Here is a 25,137-nt window from a genome sequence, read left to right on the forward strand (position 1 = left end):
AGGTGGGCATTGTAGCGGGGCTTTTCCGGATACTCCAGTTTCATGCCGCAAGGACTTTATTGCGTCCGTCATTTTTAGCGCGATACAGCGCATCGTCCACACGCTTAAACAGCTCGTCAATACTTTCACCCTGATTGTGCCGCGCTACGCCGATGCTGACGGTAAACCGCGGCAAGCCTGGAATCGTAATGCGGGCAACGGCTGCACGGACTGACTCGGCAATCTGCATCGCGGTGTCGAGAGAGGTGCGCGGCAGCAGGATAACGAACTCTTCGCCACCCCAGCGGAACACCATATCGCCCTCCCGACTACAGTCTTCCAGCGTCCGGGAAAGGGCGATAAGCACCTCATCGCCTTTCAGATGGCCGAACAGGTCATTAATGTTTTTGAAATGGTCGGTATCCACCAGCAGCAGGCTAAATTGCTGCTGCGAGGGAAGTTTATTCAGATTGCTTTGATCGGTAATCGCGTAGAACTGGCGCCGGTTGAGTAACCCCGTCATGGAGTCACGTAACGCCGCATGTTCCAGCTCCTGCTCCAGCCTTTTTTGCTCGGTGATATCGTGGATGATGCACAGCATCAGCTTGTCACCGTAGATCTCAATGGGCCCGGCATACGTCTGAACGTGGCGGGTGGATCCATCGGCAAGGCGGTGAACAAAATTGAGCGGCTTATGACCACCGGGCAGCGCGGCAATCGCAGTCATAATGGGCATCACATCTCGCCCCAGCGTATTGATTTCCCAGGTATGCTTACTGCACATGTCATCATGTGAATAACCATAAAAATTGAGCGCGGCCAGATTCGCATCGACGATTTGACCGTCGCGGGCCGGATCGATTAACAGCATTGGGGCGCTGTTGGTCAGAAAAAAGCGTGCATAAAAACCCTGTTTTTTCCGACGGTAGGTAGCGGAACGGCTGGCCTTCAATCCTGAGAGTATTTGTTGGGAGATGCCCTCGAAAACAATCACATCGCCCCAGGGCGCGTAGTGGGCAAGCGAGAGACGACAGCTTAACGGCGTATCCTGTCCATCCCGGCTTGTTGTCCAGATTTCGACGATCTCCTGCTCTGTTTTCAGTTCAGATACATACATCGACAGGACGGTTTGCGCACTGGCAGAGTAGATCCCTTTGCGCAGGTCATCGAGCGTTTTATCCCCCATGATCTGCGTTGCGGCCACATTCGCAAAAATGATCTTTTCCAACACGGGTGAAACGAGCCACACGGGTGTTTTAATTACATTCAACGCATCAAAACAAGGTTGCGACATAGGCGTTTCCTGTTCATCGACAACATGTGCCTGACAATCATGACAGAATTGACTCGCGTGTACTCCCTTGAAACATACTCCACTTAACCCCGTCAGGCATGATTTTTTTGAGAAATAAATGCGGGGTCCGTTTGAATTTTATTAATGGGTATAATCTGTTTGTCTGAGTTTATCTGCAGCAGTAGCCACGGTACCTGTTCGGCAGGTAAGGGGCGAGAGAACAGATATCCCTGCAGGTAATCGCAGCCGAGTCGGGTGAGAACCGCCTGCTGTTCTTCCGTCTCGATCCCTTCTGCCACCACATTCATCTCCATGGTCCGGGCGATACTGATAATGGTTTCAACCAGCTTGTAGCTTTTTTCATTTTCCAGCATCGACGTGACAAAGCTTCTGTCGATCTTGAGCTCTTTTGCTGGCAGCACGCTCAGCATCAAAAGGTTGGAATAGCCCGTCCCAAAATCATCAATCGAGACAACGATCCCCGCATGATTAAACGCATTGAGCAACTCAATGCTGCGGTCGAGATTTTTAAGCGCGGTGCTTTCCGTTACCTCCAGGATCAGCCGGGACGGAGACAAGCTATATTTTTCCAGCATCGACGAGACGATCTGGAAAATATCAGGCTGTTCAAACTGGATGGGGGATAGGTTGAGAGACAGCGTCCACTGGCTGAAGCCTTGCTCAGTCCAGAAATGAAGCTGTCGGCATGCCGCTTCAATGGCCCAGTTACCTACCGGAATAATTAAGCCCGTTTGTTCCAGGGAGGGGATAAACAGATTAGGCAGCACAACCCCTTGCTCAGGATGCCGCCAGCGCAGAAGGGCTTCAAAACCGTGAATGGTTTTCTCTCCCGCATGCCAGGTTGGCTGGTACCACAGCTCAAACTGATCGCGCTCAAGCGCCTGAGAAAGCTCCTGCAGGAAACCGGGTTTCGCCGGGATCGCTGTTGACATCTCGGTCCGGTAAATCGCCCAGCCGTTGCGGCCATCTTCCTTGACGCGATGTAATGCTGCATCCGCCTTGAGCTTTAGCTCGTGCAGCGTTTCGCCATCCTGAGGATAGAGGCTTACGCCCGCGCTGATCGTTGTGCTTAACGTATGCCCGCAGACGGACAGAGGGCGTCGCACGTCTTCGAGCAACGCGGTGACCAGGGCGTTGAGCCTGTCGTCGTCACATTCCGGCACCAGCAGGATAAAGGCGTCGCCTCCCAGCCTTGCCAGGGTCATCTCTCGCGTGAGCCGGGCCGTGATGCGCTGCGCGACCGTGATCAATAGCTCATCACCGACGCTGTGACCCCACGTATCGTTAACGCGTTTGAAGTGATCGACGTTCAGGAAAATAACCGCAAATGGCTTCTTGCTCAGCAGCGCGCTGCGCAGACAATCCTGCATGCGGAGATCCATCTGGTGGCGGTTTGCGAGCCCGGTGAGCGCGTCAAACCGCGCCTGTAGCTCAAGCTGGCGGTTGAGCTGATGCAGATTATCCGTCAGCCGGCAGGTGCGCCGGTGGGAATCGATCAGCGAAATGATTAACATCACGCCGAGCAGGCAGAGCGTGGTGACCGACACCCAGATGGATAACCCCAGCTCGCCGATCCCGCCAGGGAGGGTATGCGCCATTTCCTGAAACCGCGCGGCACTCATGCCGGTATAGTGCATCGCACAAATGGCGGCACCCATGACGAAGGCCGCGAGAATGCGATTGATAAAGACGCCTTTGTGTTTATCCCGCAGGCGGAAAGCCAGCCACAACGCCGTGCCGGAGGCAACAACCGCAATAACCACGGACAACCCCACGAGGCGGCGATCCCAGATGATGCTGCCATCCAGCATCAGGGCCGCCATACCGATGTAGTGCATCGACACCACGCCAGCGCTCAGGATCGCCGTGGCAAAGATCAGTCGAAAGGGAGAAAGTTTTTTGCCCGCGACGGCAATATTAAGTGCCGTGGCCGATGCAACCACCGCGACGCCCAGTGACGCAAGGGTTAACCAGAGGTCGTAGCTCATCATCATGGGCATTTGCATCGACAGCATGCCGATAAAGTGCATCGACCAAATGCCAATGCCCAGCGTGACCCCACCGGCAATGCGCCAGAACAGGGCAGCCTTTCGGCTGGAGAGGGGGATCTTTCCGGCGCTGTCCAGCGCCACAAAGGAGGCGATAAACGCCACCAGATAAGAGATAGCGATTAACACAGGGTCCCACGATATATTGAGCATTATGCAATCCCACGCCTGAGAGGGTTACCGATTTCGCCTGCCGGATACATCTTTATCGGGCAACGAACATGCGCATTCAAACCATATTAGTTATTTATCGTGAAAAATGACCAGTCATATTAATACTCTAAAACTTATTAAGAATATAAAATATATTCTCTTGTTAATATATTAAGCATTGCTAAACAAGAACGAATAACAGTAGCAAAGCTCCTTAAATATGAGGGCGATCGTGTCGTCTCACCGCGGGCGATACTATCGCTTAACATGGCTGGAGAACAGTATCACAGCATGCTGAGCAAAACATTTTCACTAATACGCTCTTTTTATCTGACTTAACGTAAATCTCAGGATGCTAACGGCGAAACAAAAAACAAGCGTTGTTTGCGATGAAAAACTTCCGGGCCAATGCTATAAGTCTAAGTGCCGACCAAAATATAAAACGTGGGTATTATCATGCTAAAAAATATTAGTGTAAGGACCTTTATTATCGGGTTCCTTTTCTCTCTTTTTTTGGTAAGTGCAGGTGTCGTTGTTCTATTTTCCAGCAATACGTCTCTCTTTATTTCGCTTAATGTCATCAATTTCGTTGCGCTATTTTTGCTCTGGGTCTATATGACGAAGTATCTTGTGACGCCGATCAATACGGTGAAGAGAAGTATTGAGGAGGTGACCGCAGGTAACCTTGGCGTATCTATCCCTGAATTTGGCAATAACTGTGCGGGCCGGCTCATCCCCGGGATCAATAGTCTTTCCGGCAATATTGCGACGCTGGTGCGTGAGATCAGAGCGTCATCGCAAACCGCCATGACCTTATCGGATCAACTCTCGGCACGTAGCGCTCAGCTTTCGGTGAAAACCGAACAGCAGTCTGCGTCTTTGGTGCAAACCGCAGCCAGCATGGAGCAAATGGCCGCGAGCACCAAAAACAATGCCGATAACACCCGCCTGGCGAGCGAGCAGGCAAATGTGGCGACGTTACAGGCGCGCAAGGGTGGCGAGCTGATGGGACAGGTCGCCAGCAATATGCAGTCCATTACCGAATGCGCGCAGCAGATGACGGAGATTATTTCGCTCATTGACGGCATTGCGTTCCAGACGAATATCCTGGCGCTCAACGCGGCCGTGGAGGCGGCAAGGGCGGGCGATCATGGCAAGGGTTTTTCTGTCGTCGCGGAAGAGGTAAGAAACTTGGCACACCGCAGCGCGGAGGCCGCGAAGAATATCAAAACGCTGATTGAAGTCACCAGCAGTAACGTCACGCAGGGAGCCAGCGTTGTGTCACAGGCAGAGAAAAACATGCATGAAATCGTGACCGGCTCGGGAAATGTAAGCCGCTTAATGGACGACATTTCCGCGTCAACCTCAGAGCAGGAGAAAGGCATTTCTCAGATTACCCTGGCGCTATCGGAGCTGGAGCGGGTCACACAAAGTAACGTGGCAATGGCAGAGGAACTCAACGGTTCGTCTGATGTACTGCGTAATCAGGTGATTGAGCTGCAGACCCGAACGCGTAATTTCAGGCTCGATCAGTCATCCTTGTCCTCATCATCTGGCGGCTCGCCATCCTTCCTGCAGCGGCCAGAGCACTCTCTCTGACAGCACCTCAAAGCCTGGCATGCCAGGCTTTTTTCACGCCTCCGCCTGGTATGTACAATTCCTGAGCGATTTCAGCGCGATGGAATACATAGTTGTTGCTTAACCCCTGATGAAAGCTAGACTGACACCGAAGAGCTAAAAAGGTGGAGGCGCAGTGGAAAGCATTAAAGGATCTGAACTAAACGTTCCAGACGCAGTTTTTGCGTGGGTGCTGGATGGTCGCGGCGGTGCGCGACCGCTGGAAGATAATGATGTGATCGATAGTGCGCATCCCTGCTGGCTACATCTGAACTACACCCACCCGGACAGCGCTGACTGGCTGGCCTCGACGCCGCTCTTGCCCAATAACGTGCGCGATGCGCTGGCGGGTGAAAGCCTGCGGCCCCGCGTGAGTCGAATGGGTGACGGGACGCTGATCACCCTGCGCTGCATTAACGGCAGCACGGATGAACGCCCGGATCAGCTGGTTGCGATGCGTGTCTACATGGACGATGGGCTCATTGTGTCGACCCGCCAGCGAAAAGTTCTGGCGCTGGATGACATCGTCAACGATCTGAAAGAGGGCACCGGGCCGGTCGACTGCGGCAGCTGGCTGGTGGACGTCTGCGACGCCCTTACCGATCATGCGAGTGAATTTATTGAAGAGCTGCACGACAAAATCATCGACCTGGAAGATAACCTGCTCGATCAGCAGATCCCGCCGCGCGGTTTTCTGGCCTTATTGCGTAAGCAGTTGATTGTGATGCGCCGCTACATGACGCCGCAGCGCGACGTGTATGCGCGTCTTGCCAGCGAAAGGCTCGCCTGGATGAATGACGATCAGCGACGCAGAATGCAGGATATTGCCGACAGGCTGGGGCGAGGGCTGGACGAGATTGATTCCTGTATTGCCAGAACGGCGGTGATGGCGGACGAAATCGCGCAGGTGATGCAGGAGTCTCTGGCGAGAAGAACCTATACGATGTCCCTGATGGCGATGGTGTTTTTACCCAGCACGTTTCTTACCGGGCTGTTTGGCGTGAACCTTGGGGGAATTCCGGGTGGCGCTTATCGCTACGGCTTTACCGCGTTTTGCGTGATGTTAGTTGTTTTGATTGGTGGTGTTGCATGGTGGTTGCATCGTAGTAAATGGCTGTAAATTTACGCTTTTTTCAGCTTTTAACGGGATCAAAACGCTCTTTTAATTGAGCGAAGTCAATAAACATCTACCCCGTAAGGTGCAATATTACTCCCGCAGGTGAATGCAACGTCAAGCGATGGGCGTTGCGCTCCATATTGTCTTACTTCCTTTTTTGAATTACTGCATAGCACAATTGATTCGTACGACGCCGACTTCATAGTCGGCTTTTTTTTGCCTCCTGATTCTCAGCGTCTACCCTAAAAGGGACGACAGCAAATTCTGGAGGGAATGATGAGCATCCTGAACGCTCTGCTACTGCAACAATCGCGTCAATCCGATCCCGTCCCCACCGATCCGGTGCCAATGCCCGATCCCATCCCGCGTCCGCAGCCGATGCCCGACCCGCCGCCAGATCAAGAACCGATTAAATTGTCGCATCGAATCGCGAGATCTGCGAGGATACGCGCCATCTGACCGCAAAGATGACCACGAGAGACTACTGTGACCGCTTTTTCTACCCTGAATGTTCTGCCCGCCGCCCAGCTCGATAACCTCAACGAGTTGGGTTACCTCACGATGACGCCTGTTCAGGCGGCCGCGTTGCCCGCCATCCTCGAGGGCCGTGACGTGCGCGTGCAGGCGAAAACGGGCAGCGGGAAAACGGCGGCATTTGGCCTTGGCCTGTTGCAGCACATCGATGCGGCGCTTTTTCAGACCCAGTCTCTGGTGCTGTGCCCGACACGCGAACTGGCAGACCAGGTCGCGGGTGAACTGCGTCGCCTGGCGCGTTTCCTGCCCAACACCAAGATTTTAACCCTCTGCGGCGGACAGCCGTTCGGCGCGCAGCGTGATTCACTCCAGCATGCGCCGCACATTATTGTCGCAACGCCCGGCCGCCTGCTGGATCACCTGCAAAAAGGCACCGTCTCGCTGGATGCGTTACAAACGCTGGTGATGGATGAGGCAGACAGGATGCTGGATATGGGCTTCAGCGATGCAATTGACGAGGTGATCCGTTTCGCCCCGGCCGATCGTCAGACGCTGCTGTTCTCCGCGACCTGGCCGGAGGCCATCGCCGCCATCAGCGGGCGCGTGCAGAAAAATCCGCTTACCATTGAAATCGACAGCGTAGATGCGCTGCCCGCCATCGAGCAGCAGTTCTTTGAAACTTCGCAGCAGGGGAAAATTTCGCTCCTGCAGAAATTGCTGAGCCAGCATCAGCCTGCGTCCTGCGTGGTGTTCTGTAATACCAAAAAAGACTGTCAGTCGGTCTGTGATGCCCTGAATGCCGCCGGCCAGAGCGCATTGTCGCTGCATGGCGATCTGGAACAGCGCGATCGCGATCAGACGCTGGTCCGCTTCGCTAACGGCAGCGCCCGCGTTCTTGTCGCAACCGACGTCGCTGCGCGCGGTCTGGACATTAAATCCCTGGAGCTGGTGGTGAACTTTGAGCTGGCGTGGGATCCTGAAGTGCACGTGCACCGTATTGGCCGTACCGCGCGCGCGGGAAACAGCGGTCTGGCGATCAGCTTCTGCGCACCGGAAGAGGCGCAGCGCGCCAACATTCTCTCTGAGATGCTGCAGATTAAGCTGAACTGGATGAATGCACCGGCCAGCGCCAGCATTGTGCCGCTGGAGGCTGAAATGGCGACGCTGTGCATTGATGGCGGTAAAAAAGCCAAGATGCGTCCAGGTGACGTATTAGGGGCGCTGACCGGGGATGTGGGTCTGGACGGGGCGGATATCGGCAAGATTGCGGTCCATCCGGCGCATGTCTACGTAGCGGTTCGCCAGGCGGTTGCCCATAAGGCATGGAAGCAGCTGCAAAACGGGAAAATTAAGGGTAAAACCTGTCGCGTACGTCTGCTGAAATAAAGAATGAAGCGTCTCAGAAGGTGTTTCTGAGACGCTAATCGCTTACTTCACTTCAAGCACGTTGAGACGCAGCTCTTCAAACTGATTGTCATCTTCTTCCGGCTGCCAGCCCGCTGGCTGCATGGGAATATCTTCCCGATCAAACGCCAGGTCCCCGCCGTTCACAACTTCTGACTCGTGGTTGATGCCTTTAAAGTCGAACAGCTCCACATCCGCGAGATGGGAAGGGACAACGTTTTGCATCGCGCTGAACATGGTTTCGATACGACCCGGATAACGCTTATCCCAGTCGCGCAGCATGTCGCCAATCACCTGACGCTGCAGGTTCGGCTGAGAGCCGCACAGGTTACATGGAATGATCGGGAAACCTTTAGCCTGAGAAAAACGCTCAATGTCTTTTTCGCGGCAGTAGGCGAGAGGGCGGATCACAATGTGCTTGCCGTCATCGCTCATCAGCTTAGGCGGCATGCCTTTCATCTTGCCGCCGTAGAACATATTGAGGAACAGCGTTTGCAGGATATCGTCGCGGTGATGGCCCAGCGCAATTTTGGTCGCGCCCAGCTCCGTCGCGGTACGATACAGAATGCCGCGGCGCAGACGAGAGCAGAGTGAGCAGGTGGTTTTCCCTTCCGGGATTTTCTCTTTCACAATGCCATAGGTATTTTCTTCGACGATTTTGTACTCAACGCCCAGCTTCTCGAGGTATTCCGGCAGAATGTGCTCCGGAAAGCCCGGCTGTTTCTGGTCAAGGTTGACCGCCACCAGGGAAAATTTCACCGGTGCGCTTTGCTGAAGATTACGCAGGATCTCCAGCATGGTATAGCTGTCTTTACCCCCTGACAGGCAGACCATGATGCGGTCACCTTCTTCAATCATGTTGAAGTCTGCAATGGCTTCGCCCACGTTACGGCGCAGTCGCTTTTGCAGTTTATTCAGGTTGTATTGCTCTTTTTTGTTAATCTCTTGATTCTCTTGCATTTAGTACTACCTTCGGAGCCAGCAGGGGCAAACATTGTATGCCGCGTATGGTACGGATTCCGGCGGCGAATACCAGCACGTTTTACAGCTGCGTTAAATCTGGAGCCCTATAATGATTCACATCATGCAGGCTTAAGGGTAATGGCTAGTGATGCCGGGGTGATGCGTTATATCGACAAGGGTAGCTTTAAAAAGCCTGACAAACCTGGGAGGGCATCAGAAGGGTGCAGGCTCGCTGGGATAAGTATCACTTTTATTTCAGCTTACAGCACCTCAACCAATTCAAATTCTTCCGCGATCAGTTCCATATCTTCAGAAAAATGGCCTTCGCGGAAGAAAAATCGCTGATGCTCTTTCTGCCAGTATTCAAGGCTTAAATCGCCTTCACCCTCTTTGCGAGCGAATTCTTCATTTACATCGCAAAAACGCACCAGCCGCATTGAAACCAGCCGGATCACACAGACCGGGACATTCTGGCCATCAAGAATTATGTTGTAGCTCCCCATCCGCGGAGCAGACACATCCTGCGCGTACGAGGCAAAAGATCCGCAGGTGGCCGTTTTGATTCCTTTTTTAATCAGGTCCGCAAGCACGCTCGCCAGTTCCGGGCCGTCACCCATTTGCCAGGCCACTGCGCCTGGGTACTTCATTTTTAATTCTTCAACCTGAACCATTCAAATCCCTTCTTAACTCTTAACCAAAAGAATCGGAATAGCGGTTTTAGCATAAACCCCCTCGACTGTAGAAGCAGAGTCGCCTTTCCTTGCATTTTTAGTTCGGGTGGGAAGGAAAACAAAGCGTTGCGCGTATTGCCCTGGTAAATATATCCTTACGAGGTTATCTGTGTGGTGAATCTGCTGTCTGCAGCCAGGCGCGTGGCTTTGAATATCAGTAACGAGTCACCTGGATGCAACCAGCACCACGCTTTTTCTTTAAATATTATCCCATTGGAAGGGTTTAACGTGTTCAAGCTTAGTTCATCTCTACTGGCCATTTTCCTGCTGTCAGGCTGTAGCTCCGATCTGGTTCTCAGTCCACCTAAACAACCCGAATACAAGTCAATGCCTGAAATAACTCAGTCTGTGACGCCAACGCAACAGCGTGCCATCATGGCCGGCGAGCGGCCAGACTGGTCAGAAAGAACCCCGATCAATACAATAAAGCGATATTAATAGACACTTATCCACCAGGGCTGCCGTTCGGCGGCCTTTTGTTTCCCCTGAATCTGGTTTACGAGAACTTTTCTGACGCCTGTCATGGTATTTATTACGTTATCAACCATGCTTAAGACGATGACAATTCAATCACTTCACCATCGTTGAAGCGGCAACTTTACTTAAATCGAGAACCCTAAATGCGCCATGCATCTATCCCCGTAGCTGCAGCCACGACAATGTTTTTGCTCGGCGTTTTTATCATCAATTTACAGGTTTGGTATTCTGCGCGGGCTGATAGCCTGGCAGAGGCGCACTACGTCGTACGGAACATGAATGTTATTCTTAAAGAAGCTCGCCATGCGACTGAGATGGCAATGCAACTTGCCGAGAATGAGTGTGATGCTGAAGGGCAATATCGGCTGGGCACCGAGGCGGCATTACAGCCTCACCTGAGAACGATCGTTATTCTGAAAAATGATGCGGTCTGGTGCTCCTCGTTACCGGGAAACCGCGTATTGTTGGTCAACAGCTCAGTGCTGCCTGAGTCATCATTGCTCCTCGTCCCTTCGGCCAGTACCGTCAACGGTCTTCCGGTTCTCTTGTATCAGACAATTCACGCCGGAAGCCGGATCATCGTTAGCATCAGCGATAGCCATATCCGGGATGCGCTGGATATGCCATTAAATGGCGTTGAATATTCCCTGAGAGTAGGCAATACCCTTTTAAGCCTGACAGGTGATGTGACGGCGGCAGACCATACGAAGAAAGAGATATTAACGGTAAAAGCCTCTGGTTATCCTTTCTCGGTACAATTCAACTCTCCACCTCTTTTTAGTCTTAAGAGATTATTCAATCGAGCCGGAGGCGTGGTGTTATTCCTGCTGATAATATCGTCTCTCTCTGCTTATATTCTTCAACGCTATATTTCTAAGGATGTTTCACCCGAAGAGTCACTGCGCATCGCCATTTACAGAAATGAAATTATTCCGTATTACCAACCCGTCGTGAGCGGCAAAGAGGGAACCTTGCGGGGTGTGGAAGTGCTGGCCAGATGGAAACATCCACAATCAGGGTTTATTTCTCCTGCATCCTTCATTCCTCTTGCGGAGAAATCCGGTTTAATTATTCCTTTGACTCAGAGCTTAATGAGGCAGGTTGCAATACACATGAATGCTATTGCGACATTGCTGCCGGAAGGGTTTCACGTAGGGATTAACTTCAGCGCTTCTCATATCGTTGCGCCCACCTTTGTTGAAGAGTGTCTCCACTACAAGCGCAGCTTCACTCAACAGGATCTCAACCTCGTCGTTGAGGTGACGGAGCGTGAACCGCTCGACATTGATGAACAACTCGTTAATACATTGAATGAGCTACATAATAACGGATTTGCCATTGCGCTGGATGACTTTGGTACGGGTTATTCCGGCCTGTCCTATCTGCAGGATCTGCACATTGACTACATTAAAATCGACCAGAGCTTTGTTGCCAGGGTTAACGCGAATGAGGACTCAACCCTAATCCTTGATTCGGTACTGGAGTTGGCCAAAAAACTCTCAATTAGCATCGTGGCGGAAGGCGTTGAAACTGAAGAGCAGCTCGATTACCTCACACGCAATCATATCCGGTTTTTACAGGGGTATTTCTTTTACAAACCTCTTCCTTTCAAGGAACTGGTCAAAGTTCTCTTGTCGAAGCCAAAAGTTAAGGTCAGGGTGGAATAATCTTTATTCGGTTGTTTCTGAGAAAATAAAAAGGGGGGACATCATCCCCCAAAAATGCAGACCGTTATTGCTTTAACCACGGTAATATTTTGTTATGCATTGACCGGATGGTCAAATTAATTGTTTTCAACATTGTTTTGGGTGTTCTTAAATGAATGGATGGCTTTAAATATTAGCTGGCTAACGTTTAATTTGACTTTAATCAATATTGTCGCACCCTCTTTAGATTGATGGGGGTAATGATTATTGTTTTGTTAAAACAATGCTCTTACGCTGTGTTTTCGACGTAAGTTGTTTCAGGTTAATTTTTTAAGAAAAAAATGCTAGCGGTCAACGCATAATGAAATAATGCTTACTTATTACCGCAGTTTAAATGTTAACCAGTAAAGGCCCGGGGCGCAGTTTGCATTTTAGAATAGCCGTCTCACTCTGAGATTTTCGTCAGTTAACGTATAATGCGTCATCCAAAACTGCTAAACACCCCGTGGCTCGTGCTATGACCCTTAATCGCTTTTGTTATTTACTCCTGATTATCGCTGCGATCGGCAGCCTTCTTGCTACCCATTCTCTGGTCATGTGGTTTCTGGCGATCAACGTGATGACGTTGTTCATGTATGGCGCCGATAAAATGGCGGCGCGGAAGGGGATGCGCAGGGTTCCGGAAGCGACATTGCTGGTATTTGGCGTGACAGGTGGCTGGCCTGGCGCCATTGTCGGCCAACAACTCTTTCGCCATAAAACCCAAAAGCAGCCCTTCAAAAGCTACTTTTTCATCAGCGTCGTCGTCAGCATCGCCATGATGGCGGCCGTTTATCATTTTTCTTCTTATTCTCTTTTATGAGCGTTGGCAGGGACTGCTGACGGTAAGGCATATCTTTAATTTACTCCTCCGTCACTGCCAATAGTAGTAGGACTATTCTTAAGTGGTTGCTGTTTTTTGCACAATCTGAATAATACGTGCAACAACACGGACGACAACATCCCATGAAAATAGAATCTCTTATTCTGGCAGTGCTGGTGCTCTTTTCTGCGCCTTCCTGGTCTGCTTTTCAGGAGCGGGAATATAATACCTGGTATATAAAAAATGCGGTTCTTTATGATATGACACAGACCTCGGAAGGTTTCCCGGTCATGGTGAGTGTCTCCCAGCCAGGAAGAAAATCCGCTAATTTACTGGTGTCCTATATTACTGAAGGCCGTTGCGGTGAGAAAAACCTGCCGCTAAATGTGAATGGTAAAGTACTGCCCGCCAAATATTATTGTGTTCAGGTAGGACAAAACAGAATTGAACATTTTTCAGTGGTTGATGCGGACAGCGTCAATAGCATGGTGACGCATTTAAAATCCGATTTCACGATCCTCCTGCAAAACGATATCAAGATTTGGGCTGCAAACATCAAAACGCCAAAGTTTGGACTGACGCCGAGATTTTAAATATGAAATGTCATTTCTCATGGCAGGCATTTTTCTCATCAAAGCAATTATTTACACAATAATAGTGTCACTATGTTACTAATCAAAATAAAGAGTAAGTGGCCCTGTTTTTTTACATATTTAAAGAGATTGTATGCTAAACGGTACGAAACCGCATAAATAATCCTTTCTGAAATTATGGATAAAGCTCACTACCAGACTTACGCTTGCTAGCGAATTTAAGTTGTTCAGCGCATCTTTACTGGTAAGGAGCAGAAAATGTCACAACGTAATAGTCTGGATTTGCTAAGCCGTAAAGAAGGAATGTGTTTGTTAGAGCAAAGCATGGGTTTTGTCTGGCAGGCAGCACTTCGGGCTGTCGCGATATTAGGCGTTGCAGATCTTCTGGTTGAAGGAAAGAAATCCGTTAAGCAGCTGGCGAAGGAGCTTAATGTCGATGGCGACTATCTTCATCGAATCATGCGCTTATTGTCTTCGCGTGGGGTGTTCAACGAATTATCCGAAACGGAATACGGTCTTAGCCATTCAGCTCAATTCCTGCGTTCCGATCATGAATTTTCCTTACGGGCGGCAGTTCTTATGTTGACAGACCAAACATTCTGGCAGCCAGCGGCTAGAATGGATGAAATATTACAAGGCAAACCTGTTTTTAATTCATTGTTTGGCAAGCCTTTTTACGATTACTGGCAGCATGATGACACGGTGACGGGAAGCAACATTTTTCATGCTGGTATGGCCTCTATGTCATCCGTAGAAAATGAAACTATTACTGGTAGCTATTCATTCCCTGAAAACGCTGTCGTTGCCGATATCGCCGGTGGGCTGGGTAATTTATTGCTGGCAATTTTACGTCGAAATCCGACCTTGACAGGGATCTTGTTTGATCAAAAAGACGTGCTTGAGCGGAACAGACTTTCACTATTGAATGATAATCGCCGATGGAAGACCGTAGAGGGCAGCTTTTTTGAAGCCTGTCCTGCAGCGGACATTTTTTTACTTAAATATATTTTGATGGACTGGCCTGATGAGAAGGCGATTCAGATACTTCAGTGCTGCAGAAATGCAATGAAAGATAACTCCCGATTATTAATTTTTGAACCGCTTATTAAAAAAGAAAATAATCAGCAGGGACGATTTGAAATTGACCTTCTTCTGTTAACAAGCTTTGATGGCGGGCGGGCAAGAACAGAGCCTGAGTATCAGGTCTTGTTTGAACAGACCAATTTGAAGCTGAACAAAATAATAGATACCGGTTCCTATCTGTCGATTTTAGAAGTCATACCTGTCTGAACTTGTCCGTCATTCCGTTTTACCGTATTCCTGCTAAGCTTGTTGGTTGGACCAGGAGCGTAAGCATGATGAACAAAGATGAACAAACCGGATTAGTGGGGCTGGCGATTGGGGCCGCCGTTATTGGGCTAGTTTCAGCGCAGAAACCGATCCATCGCAACAGCATTGTTGATGAACTGGTCAGGCTCGGCAGGAAAAAAGGCGATGGCGTAGAAGATGAGGTTTTCGTTAAGGCTGCCGAGCTGGTGAGAAAAGGGGTATAGCCCATGGCTGAAAGACGAAACGCGAAGTGCCATTGCGGCGCGGTGGCGTTCACCGTTGAGCTCACTGATGGTCTGAATACCGCGCGGCGCTGCAGCTGTTCCTTTTGTCGTATGCGGGGCGCTGTCGTCGTCTCTGCGCCGCTGTCAGGCATTAAGGTGACCAAAGGTGAAGATAAGCTCACCGAGTACCGCTTTAACACGGGAACGGCACGGCATTTCTTCTGCTCGGTATGCGGGATCTACACGTTCCATCAGCGGCGTTCTAACCCAAACGAATATGGCGTTAATGTCGCCTGTTTTGAAAACGTTTCACCTTTTGATTTTCCAGAGGTGAAGGTGATGGACGGCGTTAACCATCCCATGGATGGGGATAGTGGGGTATTTGGATATCTCTCTTTTCGCGAGAAAGGGGAAGAGCAGGCATGATTGCCGCCTGGCCACTCTTTTACTCCTCCGGCTATAGTTGGCAGTGGGTAACTGAAACAGGAGAAACTATGCTCTGTGTTGAAAAAGACGATCCGCGTGAGGCCCCTGAATCAGGTGATAAAAAGCCTCAACCTGTGAAAAAATAACGCGACATACGCGTTTACCCGCCACCGGCACCGCTGGTGGCTTTTTATTTCCAGGGACAATAGTTAACTGCCATCCAGATGGTTTAATAGCGCCCCGAGATGCCCGACGATATCACCAAAATCAAAAATTAACGCCATCCACAGCAATGCTAAAAGGGTAAGTAAGGCAAGGGATACACGACCAAACAACGCTGTTATCCTTAGTGAAGAAAGGGCTATCACCGCAGTTTAACCAGCTTACTTTCAACTTTCCCTCAACCAACCCCTTTCTTAAACTGTCTTATGTGACGAACTTCAAAAAACAAGCGAGCCCGCATGATTATGCGGGCTCTGACAATCAGAACTGGTAAACCAGGCCTAACGCTACAACATCATCGGTGCTGATGCCGTTGTCTTTGTAGAAGTTGTCATCTTCATCCAGCAGGTTGATTTTGTAATCAACGTAGGTGGACATGTTTTTGTTGAAGTAATAGGTGACCCCTACGTCAGCGTATTTAACCAGATCCTGGTCGCCCTGGCCGTTGCCCAGATCCTTACCTTTCGACTGCAGGTAGGAAAGGGACGGACGCAGGCCGAAGTCGAACTGGTACTGCGCGGTCACTTCGAAGTTCTGGGTTTTGTTCGCCACGGCGTCGGTATTATCACCATATGGGGTCATATTGCGGGTTTCAGAATACATTGCCGCCAGATAGATGTTATTGGCGTCATACTTCAGGCCCGCCGTCCAGGCATCCGCTTTGTCTCCACCCGCAGTGGTATTCATGACCTGCTCGTTGGTGCGGTCAGAAGAGGTATACGCGGCACCCGCTGTAATCCCCATGCCGAAGTCATAGGTTGTGGAGATACCGAAGCCGTCACCGTTCTCGTGACGCGTGTCGCGACCGTTGTTGGTACCTTCCTGGTTGTTGCTGGCGTCTTCATTTTTGCCCTGATACTGCAGCGCAAAGTTCAGGCCCTGCACCAGACCGTAGAAGTCGGTGTTACGGTAGGTTGCCACGCCGTTTGCGCGGCCGGTCATGAAGTTGTCGGCTTTGGTGTAGGAGTCGCCACCGAACTCAGGCAGCATATCGGTCCAGCCTTCCACGTCGTACAGGACACCGTAGTTACGACCGTAATCGAAGGAGCCGTAGTCACCCACTTTTACACCGGCGAAGGCCAGACGCGTCCAGGACTGATTATCAGACCCTTCCGTGTTATTGGCCTGAATGTTGTATTCCCACTGCGCATAGCCGGTCATCGTGTTGTTGATCTGCGTTTCACCCTTGAAACCCAGACGCATATAGGTTTGATCGCCGTCAGCACCTTTGTTATCGGAAAAGTAGTGCAGACCATCTACTTTTCCGTACAGATCTAATTTGTTACCGTCTTTATTATAAATTTCTGCTGCTTGAGCAGAACCAGCTATTAACAGAGCCGGAATCATCAGAGCCAGTACTTTTCTTTGCATTGTGATATTCCTTTGCAGTTGTTTTTATTTAATTACCTGTTGAACTTTCAGAATGAGAAAGTTGTCTCATGCTAAATCACTCCCGTGTAAGAGTAATAAAATATAATTGTTACGAACTAAGTAAAATCTAAACCGAATAAATCGGTAGAAATGATCATTGGTTTGATGAATGATTTAAAAGTAACTATATTAAATTGAAATTATTAATCAGGCGTTAATTAAGGTAATCTGGCCGGCGTTATATGCCTGTAAGATGATTCATCCATAATTAACATGAATGCTATTAAGGAAACTAAATAGATATTCAATGATTATCTGGATTCGCCCGGTGTGAATACGCCGGGCTTTTTTTATGGAAAAAAAATGCCCGGACAAGCCGGGCAGGGGAACTAGTCGCTGGTTGGTTTATCGGCTTTACCCGCCATCTGCGCCAGGAAGTCATAGCGTTTTTGCAGGTCAGCAGCGGCATCTTTCCAGAGCTGCCCGGCCACTTCCGGCTGCTGGGCGTTAAGGCGACGGAAGCGCTGTTCCTGCATTAACGTCTCGGCCAGGGCATCCGACGGCGGACGCGAATCCAGCGCCAGCGGTAATTTACCCTCGTCTGCACGACGCGGGTCGAACCGGTACAGCGGCCAGAAGCCGGTCGCGGTCAGCTGACGCATCTGGTCGTGGCTGAGGGCCAGATCGTAGCCATGCTCTTCGCAAGGGCTGTAGGCAATGATCAGCGACGGGCCAGGATACGCTTCCGCTTCCTGAATCGCTTTCACCGTCTGGTTAAGCTGGGCACCCAGCGAGATTTGCGCGACGTAAACGTGACCGTACATCATCATGCTCACGCCGAGATCTTTGCGCGCCTTGCGTTTACCGTGTTCGCCGAATTTCGTTACCGCGCCTAACGGCGTCGCTTTCGACGCCTGGCCGCCGGTATTGGAATAACACTGCGTATCCAGAACCAGGATGTTGACGTTTTCGGTCAGGCTCAACACGTGATCCAGTCCGCCAAAGCCGATATCGTAAGCCCAGCCGTCACCGCCAATCAGCCAGATTGATTTTTCGACCAGAGCGTCAGCGTCGGTCAGCAGCTGTTCAGCCCCCGAAACGCCCTGCAGCGCGCGGCGCAGCTCAGCAACCTGCTCACGACGTTCTTCTGGCGTCGCGTCCGCATGAAGCGCGTCATTGAGCTGAGCGGGGATCTGCCCGGCAAACTGCTCCAGCAGGCGCATCACGCGCGCGCGGTGCTGGTCGACGGTCAGGCGGAAGCCCAGGCCGAATTCGGCGTTGTCCTCGAATAGCGAGTTTGCCCACGCCGGACCGCGCCCATTCGCGTCGGTGGTGTACGGCGTAGAAGGCAAATTGCCCCCGTAGATGGATGAACAGCCGGTTGCGTTGGCAATCAGCATCCGGTCACCGTACAGCTGGGTAAGCAGCTTGATATACGGCGTTTCACCGCAGCCGGAGCAGGCCCCGGAGTACTCAAACAGCGGCGTAATCAGCTGTGACGTACGAATATCAATACGTTCCAGTTTGCTGCGATCGATTTCCGGCAGATTCAGGAAGAAGTCATAGTTGACCTTCTCCTCTTCGACGTGCTCCAGACGCGACATCAAATTGATGGCTTTGATCTCCGGATCCTGCCTGTCTTTCGCCGGACAGACCTCGACGCACAGGTTACAGCCGGTGCAATCTTCCGGCGCGACCTGCAGAACGTATTTCTGTCCGCGCATATCGCGAGATTTCACATCCAGCGAATGCAGGCTGGCAGGCGCGGCTTCCATCTCTTCCGGTGAAACCACTTTGGCACGAATGGCGGAGTGCGGGCAGGCCGCAACGCAGTGGTTGCACTGGGTACACAGCTCTTCTTTCCAGATGGGGATCGCTTCGGCAATGTTACGTTTTTCCCAGCGCGTGGTGCCCATCGGCCAGGTGCCATCCGGCGGTAGCGCGGAGACGGGCAGGGCATCGCCCAGGCCGGCCAGCATCGCCGCCGTCACGGTCTTAACGAAATCGGGCGCCGCATCGGACACCACCGGAGGGCGGTTCGGGCTTGCGGCATTCACCGGCTGCAGCGTTACCTCAAACAGCGATTCGCGTGCCAGCGCCAGCGCCTGCCAGTTTCGCTCGACCAGCTCCTGGCCCTTGCTGCTGTAGCTTTTAGCAATCGCACCCTGCAGCTCCACCAGCGCGCTGTCGCCTGGCAGAATATTGGTCAGATGGAAGAAGGCCATCTGCATAACGGTATTAATACGCGCAGCCAGGCCACATTCGCGGGCAATTTTTGCAGCGTTGACCACGTAGAAACGGGCTTTTTTCTGGTTCAGCACCGCCTGAACTTCCTGCGGCAGCCGCGCCCAGACTTCGTCCGCGCTGTACGGCGTATTGAGGAGGAAAATGCCGCCGGGCTTCAGACGCTCGGCCATCTGGTATTTATCGATAAACTGCAGCTGGTGGCAGCCAACAAAATCGGCCTGAGAAATAAGATACGCAGAGCGGATGGGCTGTTCGCTCACGCGCAGGTGGGATACGGTCAGGCCGCCTGCTTTTTTGGAGTCGTAGACGAAGTACCCCTGGGCGTACCACGGCGTGGAGTTGCCGATAATTTTGATGTTGTTTTTGGTCGCGGAGACGCTGCCGTCGCTGCCCAGACCGTAGAACAGCGCCTCAAGTTTGGCGGTCGAGAGCAGGGTGTTTTCCGGCAGAGACAGGGACAGATTCGTCACATCATCATAAATGCCGACGGTAAAGCGCGGTTTGGGTTTCGCTTCGCTTAACTCGTTGAATACCGCCAGCACGCAGTCCGGCCCAAACTCCTTGGAGGACAAACCATAGCGACCCCCGATTACGCGCGGCAGCGTTTCACGTTCGCCCTGATTAAAGGCTTCTGCCAGGGTGGTCATCACATCCAGATAGAGGGGTTCCGCCTGCGCGCCCGGCTCTTTGGTACGGTCGAGCACCGCCACAGCGCGGGCGCTTTCAGGCAGAGCCGAAAGCAGATGTTTGGCCGAGAACGGACGATAGAGACGCACCTTAAGCACGCCAACTTTTTCACCACGCGTCAGCAGCTCGTCTACTACCTCTTCACAGGTCCCAATGGCTGACCCCATCAGCACAATTACCCGTTCCGCCTGCGGATGGCCGTAGTACTCAAACGGTTTGTACTGCCGGCCGGTTGCGGCGGCAAAGTCATCCATTGCCTGTTCAACATGGTCGTAAACCGCGTTGTACCAGGGATTAGTGGCCTCGCGGGACTGGAAATAGGTATCCGGGTTCGCCGATGTCCCGCGAATAACCGGGTGTTCAGGATTCAGAGCCCGGGCGCGATGCGCGTCGATTTCCGCCTGCGGCAGCAGATTCAGGATAGTATCGTCGGCCAGCGGGACGATTTTGTTGATTTCGTGAGAGGTGCGGAAACCATCAAAGAAGTGAATAAACGGCACGCGGCTTTTAAGCGTGGCGATATGCGAAATTAAGGCAAAGTCCTGCGCTTCCTGAACGCTGCTGGCACATAGCATCGCACAGCCGGTCTGGCGCACGGCCATCACGTCGGAGTGGTCACCAAAGATAGAGAGCGCGTGGGTAGCAACGGTGCGCGCGGCAACGTGCAGAACGAAGGGCGTCAGCTGACCGGCGAGTTTGTAAAGCGTAGGGATCATTAACAGCAATCCCTGTGAGGAGGTAAACGACGTGGAAAGCGCGCCGGTCTGAAGCGCACCGTGTACCGTGGCAATCGCACCGGCTTCAGACTGCATCTCAACCACTCTCGGAACATCGCCCCAGACGTTTTTTAACCCGTTACCCGCCCATGCGTCCGCCTGCTCGGCCATGGTAGAACTTGGCGTAATCGGGTAGATGGCGATAACTTCACTGGTGCGAAACGCGACTGAGGCAACTGCACCATTACCGTCAATAGTTTGCATAGGACAACACCCTTACATTGCGCAAAAAATAGGGGTCTGTATTACGGCAACAAACCCTGAATATTATCTGTGTATTCTAGCAAACGGGGGATTTTACGATTTTCGCTTTTGTGTCCTTGGTATTCCTGCCATCAATGAGTAGATCAAACTTTTGGCGAAAAAATTGCGAGAAATTGTTTCTAAAGCGCATAAATACGCACTTCCGCTCTCGACGACACGGGATGTGATGCCTATTATGCATAGGTTTCGCATTATTCATGGGGGAGAGAGCATGCGTTCAGCATTTTGGGTAGGGTGTGCCGCGTTATTGTTGTCGGCATGTAGCAGTGAGCCAGTCCAGCAGGCAACGGCAGCCCACGTGGCGCCGGGAATGAAAGCGGCAATGTCCAGTTCAGGTCAGGCCAACTGCGCGATGATTGGCGGTTCGCTGTCTGTCGCCCGCCAGCTTGATGGTTCTGCTATTGGGATGTGCGCCTTGCCAAACGGCAAACGCTGTAGTGAACAGTCGCTTGCCGTTGGAAGCTGCGGTAACTACTGATTATTCTACACGCTTAAACATCAGCGTTTTATCGGCTGTCGCCAGCGTTAACTGGTCCTCAGTCAGGTCGACCTGCGCCCCTTTGCGCAGCATGTCGCCGATGGTCTGATCCAGCTCATTCAGCTGCGACTCAGTACAGAGCTTACGGGTCATGGCCAGCGTTTTAACCTTCAGCTCGCCTTCGGACAATTTCCCCTGTCCGTTGAAGCGGTTACACATCTGACCAGAAACGCTGATGTTATTCACCAGGCTGATATCTGGCAGCGCGCTAAAACCGATCTCAGGTTGCGTTGTCGCGGTCTTCACGGCCTTACCGTTGACGTTTTCCAGCACAAAGCGATGGTTTTTAAGTTGCTCCGGCTGTACGGAGGCTTTGCCCGGATTAACGCAGCCGGAAAGGACAAGACTAATAACGCTTAACGCAATGAGCTTTTTCATTTTTCTTCTCAAACTATAAATACTGTGAATCTTTTTCCAGTGTAACGATACTCTGCCGTGCGTTAATGGGGTTTATCTGAAAGTGCTGGGAGGAGCCGGGCAACGCAGCGGTTGCCCGGAATGACGTTAATGCGATTTAAATCCTGCCGCCGTCATCAGCATGCGGAAGAGCATACTGACAGCAGCCAGCGCCAGTACGCTGCCGCCCCAGATAATGGCCAGCCACAGCAATCTTTTCCAGACCGGTTGTTGCATCAGTGATAACCCTCCCCATGCTGAACTTTGCCGCGAAACACGTAGTAGCTCCAGAAGGTGTAGACCAGAATAACGGGAATGATCAACAGCGCGCCCACCAGCATAAAGCCCTGGCTTTGCGTCGGGGCGGCGGCCTGCCACAGGGTGATCGACGGTGGAATAATATGCGGCCAGATGCTGATCCCAAGCCCGCTAAAGCCGAGGAATATCAGTCCCAGCGTCAGAATAAACGGACGGCTATGGCTGGCGGGATTATTCAGGCAGCGCCACTGGTACAGGCTAAAAATCACCACCAGGGCAGGGACCGGCAGCAGATAAAACAGATTCGGCAGCGTAAACCAGCGCGCAGCGATGGCCGGTTGCGCCAGCGGCGTCCAGAGGCTGATCGCCGCAATAAACGCCAGCAGCACGATTAACAGCGTTTTCGACACCTCACGCATCCGCTCCTGCAGCGCGTTTTCGCTTTTCATCACCAGCCAGGTAGAGCCTAACAGCGCATAAGCCACCACCAGCCCCGCGCCGCAAAACAGGTTAAACGCGGTAAACCAGTCAAAGGGGCCGCCGGTATAGGCCCGGCCGGTGACGGTAAAGCCGTTAATGACGGCGCCTACCGTCACGCCCTGGGTGAACGTTGCCAGAATTGAACCGCCAATAAACGCCTTATCCCAGAAGGGGCGGTGGGCCGGCGTGGCTTTAAAGCGAAACTCAAATGCCACTCCGCGGAAAATAAGTCCGATCAGCATTAATGTTAGCGGAATGGTCAGGGCATCAACGATCACCGCATAGGCCAGCGGGAATGCGCCGAACAGGGCGGCACCGCCAAGCACCAGCCAGGTTTCATTTCCGTCCCAGACCGGCGCGACGCTGTTGACCATCACGTCGCGATCGTCGGCGTTCTGCGTGGCCGGGAACAGAATGCCAATCCCCAGATCAAAACCGTCCATCACGATATACATCAGCGTGGCGAAGACGATGATCACAAACCAGATAATGGAAAGGTCGATACCCATTATGGCTGCTCCTTATGTTCAGTTGTGACGGCAGAAAGCGGGCGCGCCGGACGTCCGTCGGACTCGGTGGCGAAAGTTTCATGCGGCTGCGGGCCTTTTCGGATGAGGCGCACCATATAGCTGTAACCCACGCCGAATACCGAGGTATAGACGACGAAGAAGGCCAGCAGGCTTACGCTCATATGCAGGTCACCGTGGGCAGAAACCGCATCCTTCGTTCGCTGGAGTCCGTAGACCACCCACGGCTGGCGGCCCACTTCGGTGGTGATCCACCCGGCCAGGATGGCAATCAGCCCGGTTGGCCCCATCAGCAGCGCAAACCACAGGAAGGGGCGAGACGAATACACGCGTTTTTTGTAGCGCAGCCAGAGAGCCATCACCCCGAGCAGCAGCAGCAGCATGCCCAGGCCCGCCATGATGCGGAATGACCAGAACACGATGGTGGAATTCGGACGGTCTTCCTTCGGGAACTCTTTGAGAGCCGGAACCTGTTTATCCAGGCTGTGCGTCAGGATAAGACTCCCCAGCGCTGGGATCTCCAGCCCAAAGCGGGTGCGCTCCTGCTCCATATCCGGCCAGCCAAACAGCAGCAGCGGGGTAGGCTCACCCGGCGGATTTTCCCAGTGGCCTTCAATGGCGGCAATCTTGGCGGGCTGGTGCTTTAAGGTGTTCAGACCGTGCATATCGCCAACCATGGCCTGGATGGGGGCGACAATCAGCGTCATCCACAGCGCCATCGAAAACATTGCCCGTATGGCAGGGGTATTATTGCCGCGCAGCAGATGCCATGCCGCGGATGCGGCCACAAACAGGGCGCTGCTCAGGAATGCGGCTATCGACATATGCAGCAGGCGGTAAGGGAAGGAGGGGTTAAACACCACGGCGAACCAGTCCACCGGCACGACCTGACCGTTGACGATCTCATAGCCCTGCGGGGTCTGCATCCAGCTGTTCGACGAGAGGATCCAGAAGGTAGAAATAATAGTGCCCAACGCCACCATGCAGGTGGCGAAGAAGTGCAGACCCGGCCCGACTTTGTTCCAGCCGAACAGCATCACGCCGAGGAACCCGGCTTCGAGGAAGAAGGCGGTCAGCACTTCATAGGTCAGCAGCGGGCCGGTAATGCTGCCCGCAAACTGTGAAAATCCGCTCCAGTTGGTGCCGAACTGGTAGGCCATCACCAGCCCGGAGACCACGCCCATGCCAAAGTTGACGGCAAAAATCTTCGACCAGAAATGGTACAGCGAGCGCCAGACCGGATTTTTGGTTTTCAGCCGCAGCCCTTCGAGTACGGCAAGATAGCTTGCCAGGCCGATGGTGATCGCCGGGAAAATAATGTGAAAGGATACGGTAAAGGCAAACTGTATCCGTGCAAGGTGAAAAGCATCTAAACCAAACATGCACAGCCTCAATGTCAAACGGTGTGCTGTTATGGTATAGGGGCAACGTTCGGACTATCAGACGCAGAAAAGTGATTTTTAACCATAACAGTTGACTTAAAACTCATGCTTTAGTCATCTGATATACCTCGCATGAGGAATAAAAACCGTCTTTTTATGAATTTTACGCATAAAACTGCTTGCCTTGTCGTCTGCGCCGTGCGTTAATGGCCCTCTGGTTTTGAGTCCAAATAAATATCTGACGTAGTTTTATAAAGCAGTTCTCATCACGTTGTGCCTCTCCGCAGCCTCTCTTGGGTCTTTATCTACTTTCCGATTCGTTTTGTTTAAAACCATTATTGCCCAATCGGCCCATTAGTAATTTACGTTTTTACGTTCACAGGAGAATCCTATGACTTCTTATATTCATTTCCGCTGCCCATGCTGTCATGGCTCGCAGTACCGTACCTCAGTCTTTGATATGTCTGAGAAAAACCCACTCGGCGCGAAATGCATCTTTTGCAAATCGTCGATGATTACGCTCGATCACCTGGCCGCCGCGCGTCAGGCGCAAAGCCACGTTACCGAGTACCGTAAGTAATTCGTTTCCCGAACCATAACAGTTAGCTAAATCTTCTCTTTTTCTCCTGCT

The 25,137-nt window shown here is 52.0% G+C and carries 23 protein-coding genes and 1 pseudogene; 13 read left to right on the forward strand and 11 right to left on the reverse strand.

Features of this window, described 5'->3' with window-relative positions:
• Positions 1-40: 40 nt before the first annotated feature.
• Together FOY96_RS09655 and FOY96_RS09660 are read right to left on the reverse strand one after the other, a co-directional pair.
• Positions 41-1,273, reverse strand: coding sequence for a sensor domain-containing diguanylate cyclase (locus tag FOY96_RS09655; protein WP_143346913.1), 1,233 nt, complete (start codon positions 1,271-1,273; stop codon positions 41-43).
• Positions 1,274-1,365: 92 nt separating this feature from the next.
• Positions 1,366-3,495, reverse strand: coding sequence for a putative bifunctional diguanylate cyclase/phosphodiesterase (locus tag FOY96_RS09660; protein WP_143346914.1), 2,130 nt, complete (start codon positions 3,493-3,495; stop codon positions 1,366-1,368).
• A 456-nt stretch (positions 3,496-3,951) separates the two neighbouring features.
• On the opposite strand from FOY96_RS09660, the gene FOY96_RS09665 reads away from it, so the two are divergent.
• The 4 genes from FOY96_RS09665 (at position 3,952) to dbpA (ending at position 8,089) form a co-directional block, all read left to right on the forward strand.
• Positions 3,952-5,094 (forward strand): methyl-accepting chemotaxis protein, encoded by a 1,143-nt coding sequence (locus tag FOY96_RS09665; protein ID WP_071884844.1) that lies wholly within the window; start codon positions 3,952-3,954, stop codon positions 5,092-5,094.
• 154 nt (positions 5,095-5,248) lie between these two features.
• Positions 5,249-6,232, forward strand: coding sequence for a zinc transporter ZntB (zntB, locus tag FOY96_RS09670; RefSeq protein WP_023335899.1), 984 nt, complete (start codon positions 5,249-5,251; stop codon positions 6,230-6,232).
• Positions 6,233-6,505: 273 nt separating this feature from the next.
• Entirely contained in the window at positions 6,506-6,688 is a 183-nt protein-coding gene (gene ynaL, locus FOY96_RS23100; protein ID WP_071884843.1) for a proline-rich small protein YnaL, read from the forward strand.
• Between the two features lie 27 nt (positions 6,689-6,715).
• Positions 6,716-8,089: an ATP-dependent RNA helicase DbpA gene (dbpA, locus tag FOY96_RS09680; RefSeq protein WP_033145704.1), complete on the forward strand. Its 1,374-nt coding sequence runs from the start codon at positions 6,716-6,718 to the stop codon at positions 8,087-8,089.
• Between the two features lie 42 nt (positions 8,090-8,131).
• On the opposite strand, the gene ttcA is transcribed toward dbpA, so the two are convergent.
• The 3 genes and pseudogenes from ttcA to FOY96_RS09695 form a co-directional block, all read right to left on the reverse strand.
• Positions 8,132-9,067, reverse strand: coding sequence for a tRNA 2-thiocytidine(32) synthetase TtcA (gene ttcA / locus FOY96_RS09685; RefSeq protein ID WP_023312015.1), 936 nt, complete (start codon positions 9,065-9,067; stop codon positions 8,132-8,134).
• A 35-nt stretch (positions 9,068-9,102) separates the two neighbouring features.
• Positions 9,103-9,174: pseudogene (locus FOY96_RS23265) on the reverse strand (hypothetical protein); the annotation flags it as partial.
• 156 nt (positions 9,175-9,330) lie between these two features.
• Positions 9,331-9,741, reverse strand: a complete 411-nt coding sequence (locus tag FOY96_RS09695) for an ASCH domain-containing protein (RefSeq protein ID WP_039262890.1) — start codon at positions 9,739-9,741, stop codon at positions 9,331-9,333.
• 680 nt (positions 9,742-10,421) lie between these two features.
• Between FOY96_RS09695 and FOY96_RS09700 the strand changes: the two genes are divergently transcribed.
• The 7 genes from FOY96_RS09700 (at position 10,422) to FOY96_RS23105 (ending at position 15,504) form a co-directional block, all read left to right on the forward strand.
• On the forward strand, positions 10,422-11,945 hold the full coding sequence (locus tag FOY96_RS09700; protein WP_143346915.1) for an EAL domain-containing protein: 1,524 nt from the start codon (positions 10,422-10,424) through the stop codon (positions 11,943-11,945).
• 496 nt (positions 11,946-12,441) lie between these two features.
• A complete protein-coding gene (locus FOY96_RS09705; RefSeq protein ID WP_064672627.1) occupies positions 12,442-12,786 on the forward strand; it encodes a DUF1294 domain-containing protein in 345 nt (114 codons plus the stop codon).
• Between the two features lie 143 nt (positions 12,787-12,929).
• Entirely contained in the window at positions 12,930-13,379 is a 450-nt protein-coding gene (locus FOY96_RS09710) for a hypothetical protein (protein WP_033145699.1), read from the forward strand.
• Between the two features lie 258 nt (positions 13,380-13,637).
• Complete coding sequence (locus FOY96_RS09715; protein WP_143346916.1) at positions 13,638-14,669, forward strand: methyltransferase; 1,032 nt, start codon at positions 13,638-13,640, stop codon at positions 14,667-14,669.
• A 65-nt stretch (positions 14,670-14,734) separates the two neighbouring features.
• The gene (locus FOY96_RS09720; RefSeq protein WP_143346917.1) at positions 14,735-14,932 is read left to right on the forward strand and encodes a hypothetical protein; all 198 of its coding nucleotides are present in this window, start codon (positions 14,735-14,737) and stop codon (positions 14,930-14,932) included.
• A 3-nt stretch (positions 14,933-14,935) separates the two neighbouring features.
• Positions 14,936-15,358 (forward strand): GFA family protein, encoded by a 423-nt coding sequence (locus tag FOY96_RS09725; RefSeq protein ID WP_033145698.1) that lies wholly within the window; start codon positions 14,936-14,938, stop codon positions 15,356-15,358.
• A 68-nt stretch (positions 15,359-15,426) separates the two neighbouring features.
• Positions 15,427-15,504, forward strand: a complete 78-nt coding sequence (locus FOY96_RS23105) for a hypothetical protein (RefSeq protein ID WP_223239581.1) — start codon at positions 15,427-15,429, stop codon at positions 15,502-15,504.
• Between the two features lie 337 nt (positions 15,505-15,841).
• Here FOY96_RS23105 and ompC read toward each other — a convergent pair whose 3' ends face one another.
• Both ompC and nifJ read right to left on the reverse strand, forming a co-directional pair.
• Complete coding sequence (ompC, locus tag FOY96_RS09730) at positions 15,842-16,951, reverse strand: porin OmpC (RefSeq protein ID WP_047060983.1); 1,110 nt, start codon at positions 16,949-16,951, stop codon at positions 15,842-15,844.
• 389 nt (positions 16,952-17,340) lie between these two features.
• A complete protein-coding gene (nifJ, locus tag FOY96_RS09735; RefSeq protein WP_143346918.1) occupies positions 17,341-20,865 on the reverse strand; it encodes a pyruvate:ferredoxin (flavodoxin) oxidoreductase in 3,525 nt (1,174 codons plus the stop codon).
• A gap of 271 nt (positions 20,866-21,136) precedes the next feature.
• Here nifJ and FOY96_RS09740 point away from each other — a divergent pair, with 271 nt between their 5' ends.
• Positions 21,137-21,403, forward strand: a complete 267-nt coding sequence (locus FOY96_RS09740; RefSeq protein WP_023312003.1) for a putative hemolysin — start codon at positions 21,137-21,139, stop codon at positions 21,401-21,403.
• Here the strand turns inward: FOY96_RS09740 and hslJ are convergent, their stop codons facing one another.
• The 4 genes from hslJ to FOY96_RS09760 form a co-directional block, all read right to left on the reverse strand.
• Positions 21,404-21,841 carry a heat shock protein HslJ gene (gene hslJ, locus FOY96_RS09745; protein ID WP_143346919.1) on the reverse strand — a complete coding sequence of 146 codons (438 nt, stop codon included), beginning with the start codon at positions 21,839-21,841 and terminating at the stop codon, positions 21,404-21,406. It abuts the gene before it with no gap.
• A gap of 126 nt (positions 21,842-21,967) precedes the next feature.
• On the reverse strand, positions 21,968-22,096 hold the full coding sequence (locus tag FOY96_RS09750) for a DUF2474 domain-containing protein (RefSeq protein ID WP_008501283.1): 129 nt from the start codon (positions 22,094-22,096) through the stop codon (positions 21,968-21,970).
• Positions 22,096-23,106 (reverse strand): cytochrome d ubiquinol oxidase subunit II, encoded by a 1,011-nt coding sequence (gene cydB / locus FOY96_RS09755; protein ID WP_033145694.1) that lies wholly within the window; start codon positions 23,104-23,106, stop codon positions 22,096-22,098. Before cydB ends, FOY96_RS09750 begins: the two co-directional genes overlap by 1 nt.
• The gene (locus tag FOY96_RS09760) at positions 23,106-24,506 is read right to left on the reverse strand and encodes a cytochrome ubiquinol oxidase subunit I (protein WP_143346920.1); all 1,401 of its coding nucleotides are present in this window, start codon (positions 24,504-24,506) and stop codon (positions 23,106-23,108) included. The genes cydB and FOY96_RS09760 overlap by 1 nt, the downstream gene beginning before the upstream one ends.
• A 391-nt stretch (positions 24,507-24,897) precedes the next feature.
• Between FOY96_RS09760 and ymcF the strand changes: the two genes are divergently transcribed.
• On the forward strand, positions 24,898-25,086 hold the full coding sequence (gene ymcF, locus FOY96_RS09765; protein WP_023335881.1) for a cold shock small protein YmcF: 189 nt from the start codon (positions 24,898-24,900) through the stop codon (positions 25,084-25,086).
• The last annotated feature ends 51 nt before the right edge of the window (positions 25,087-25,137 follow it).

It is taken from the genome of Enterobacter asburiae (assembly GCF_007035645.1).
GTDB lineage: Bacteria > Pseudomonadota > Gammaproteobacteria > Enterobacterales > Enterobacteriaceae > Enterobacter > Enterobacter asburiae_B.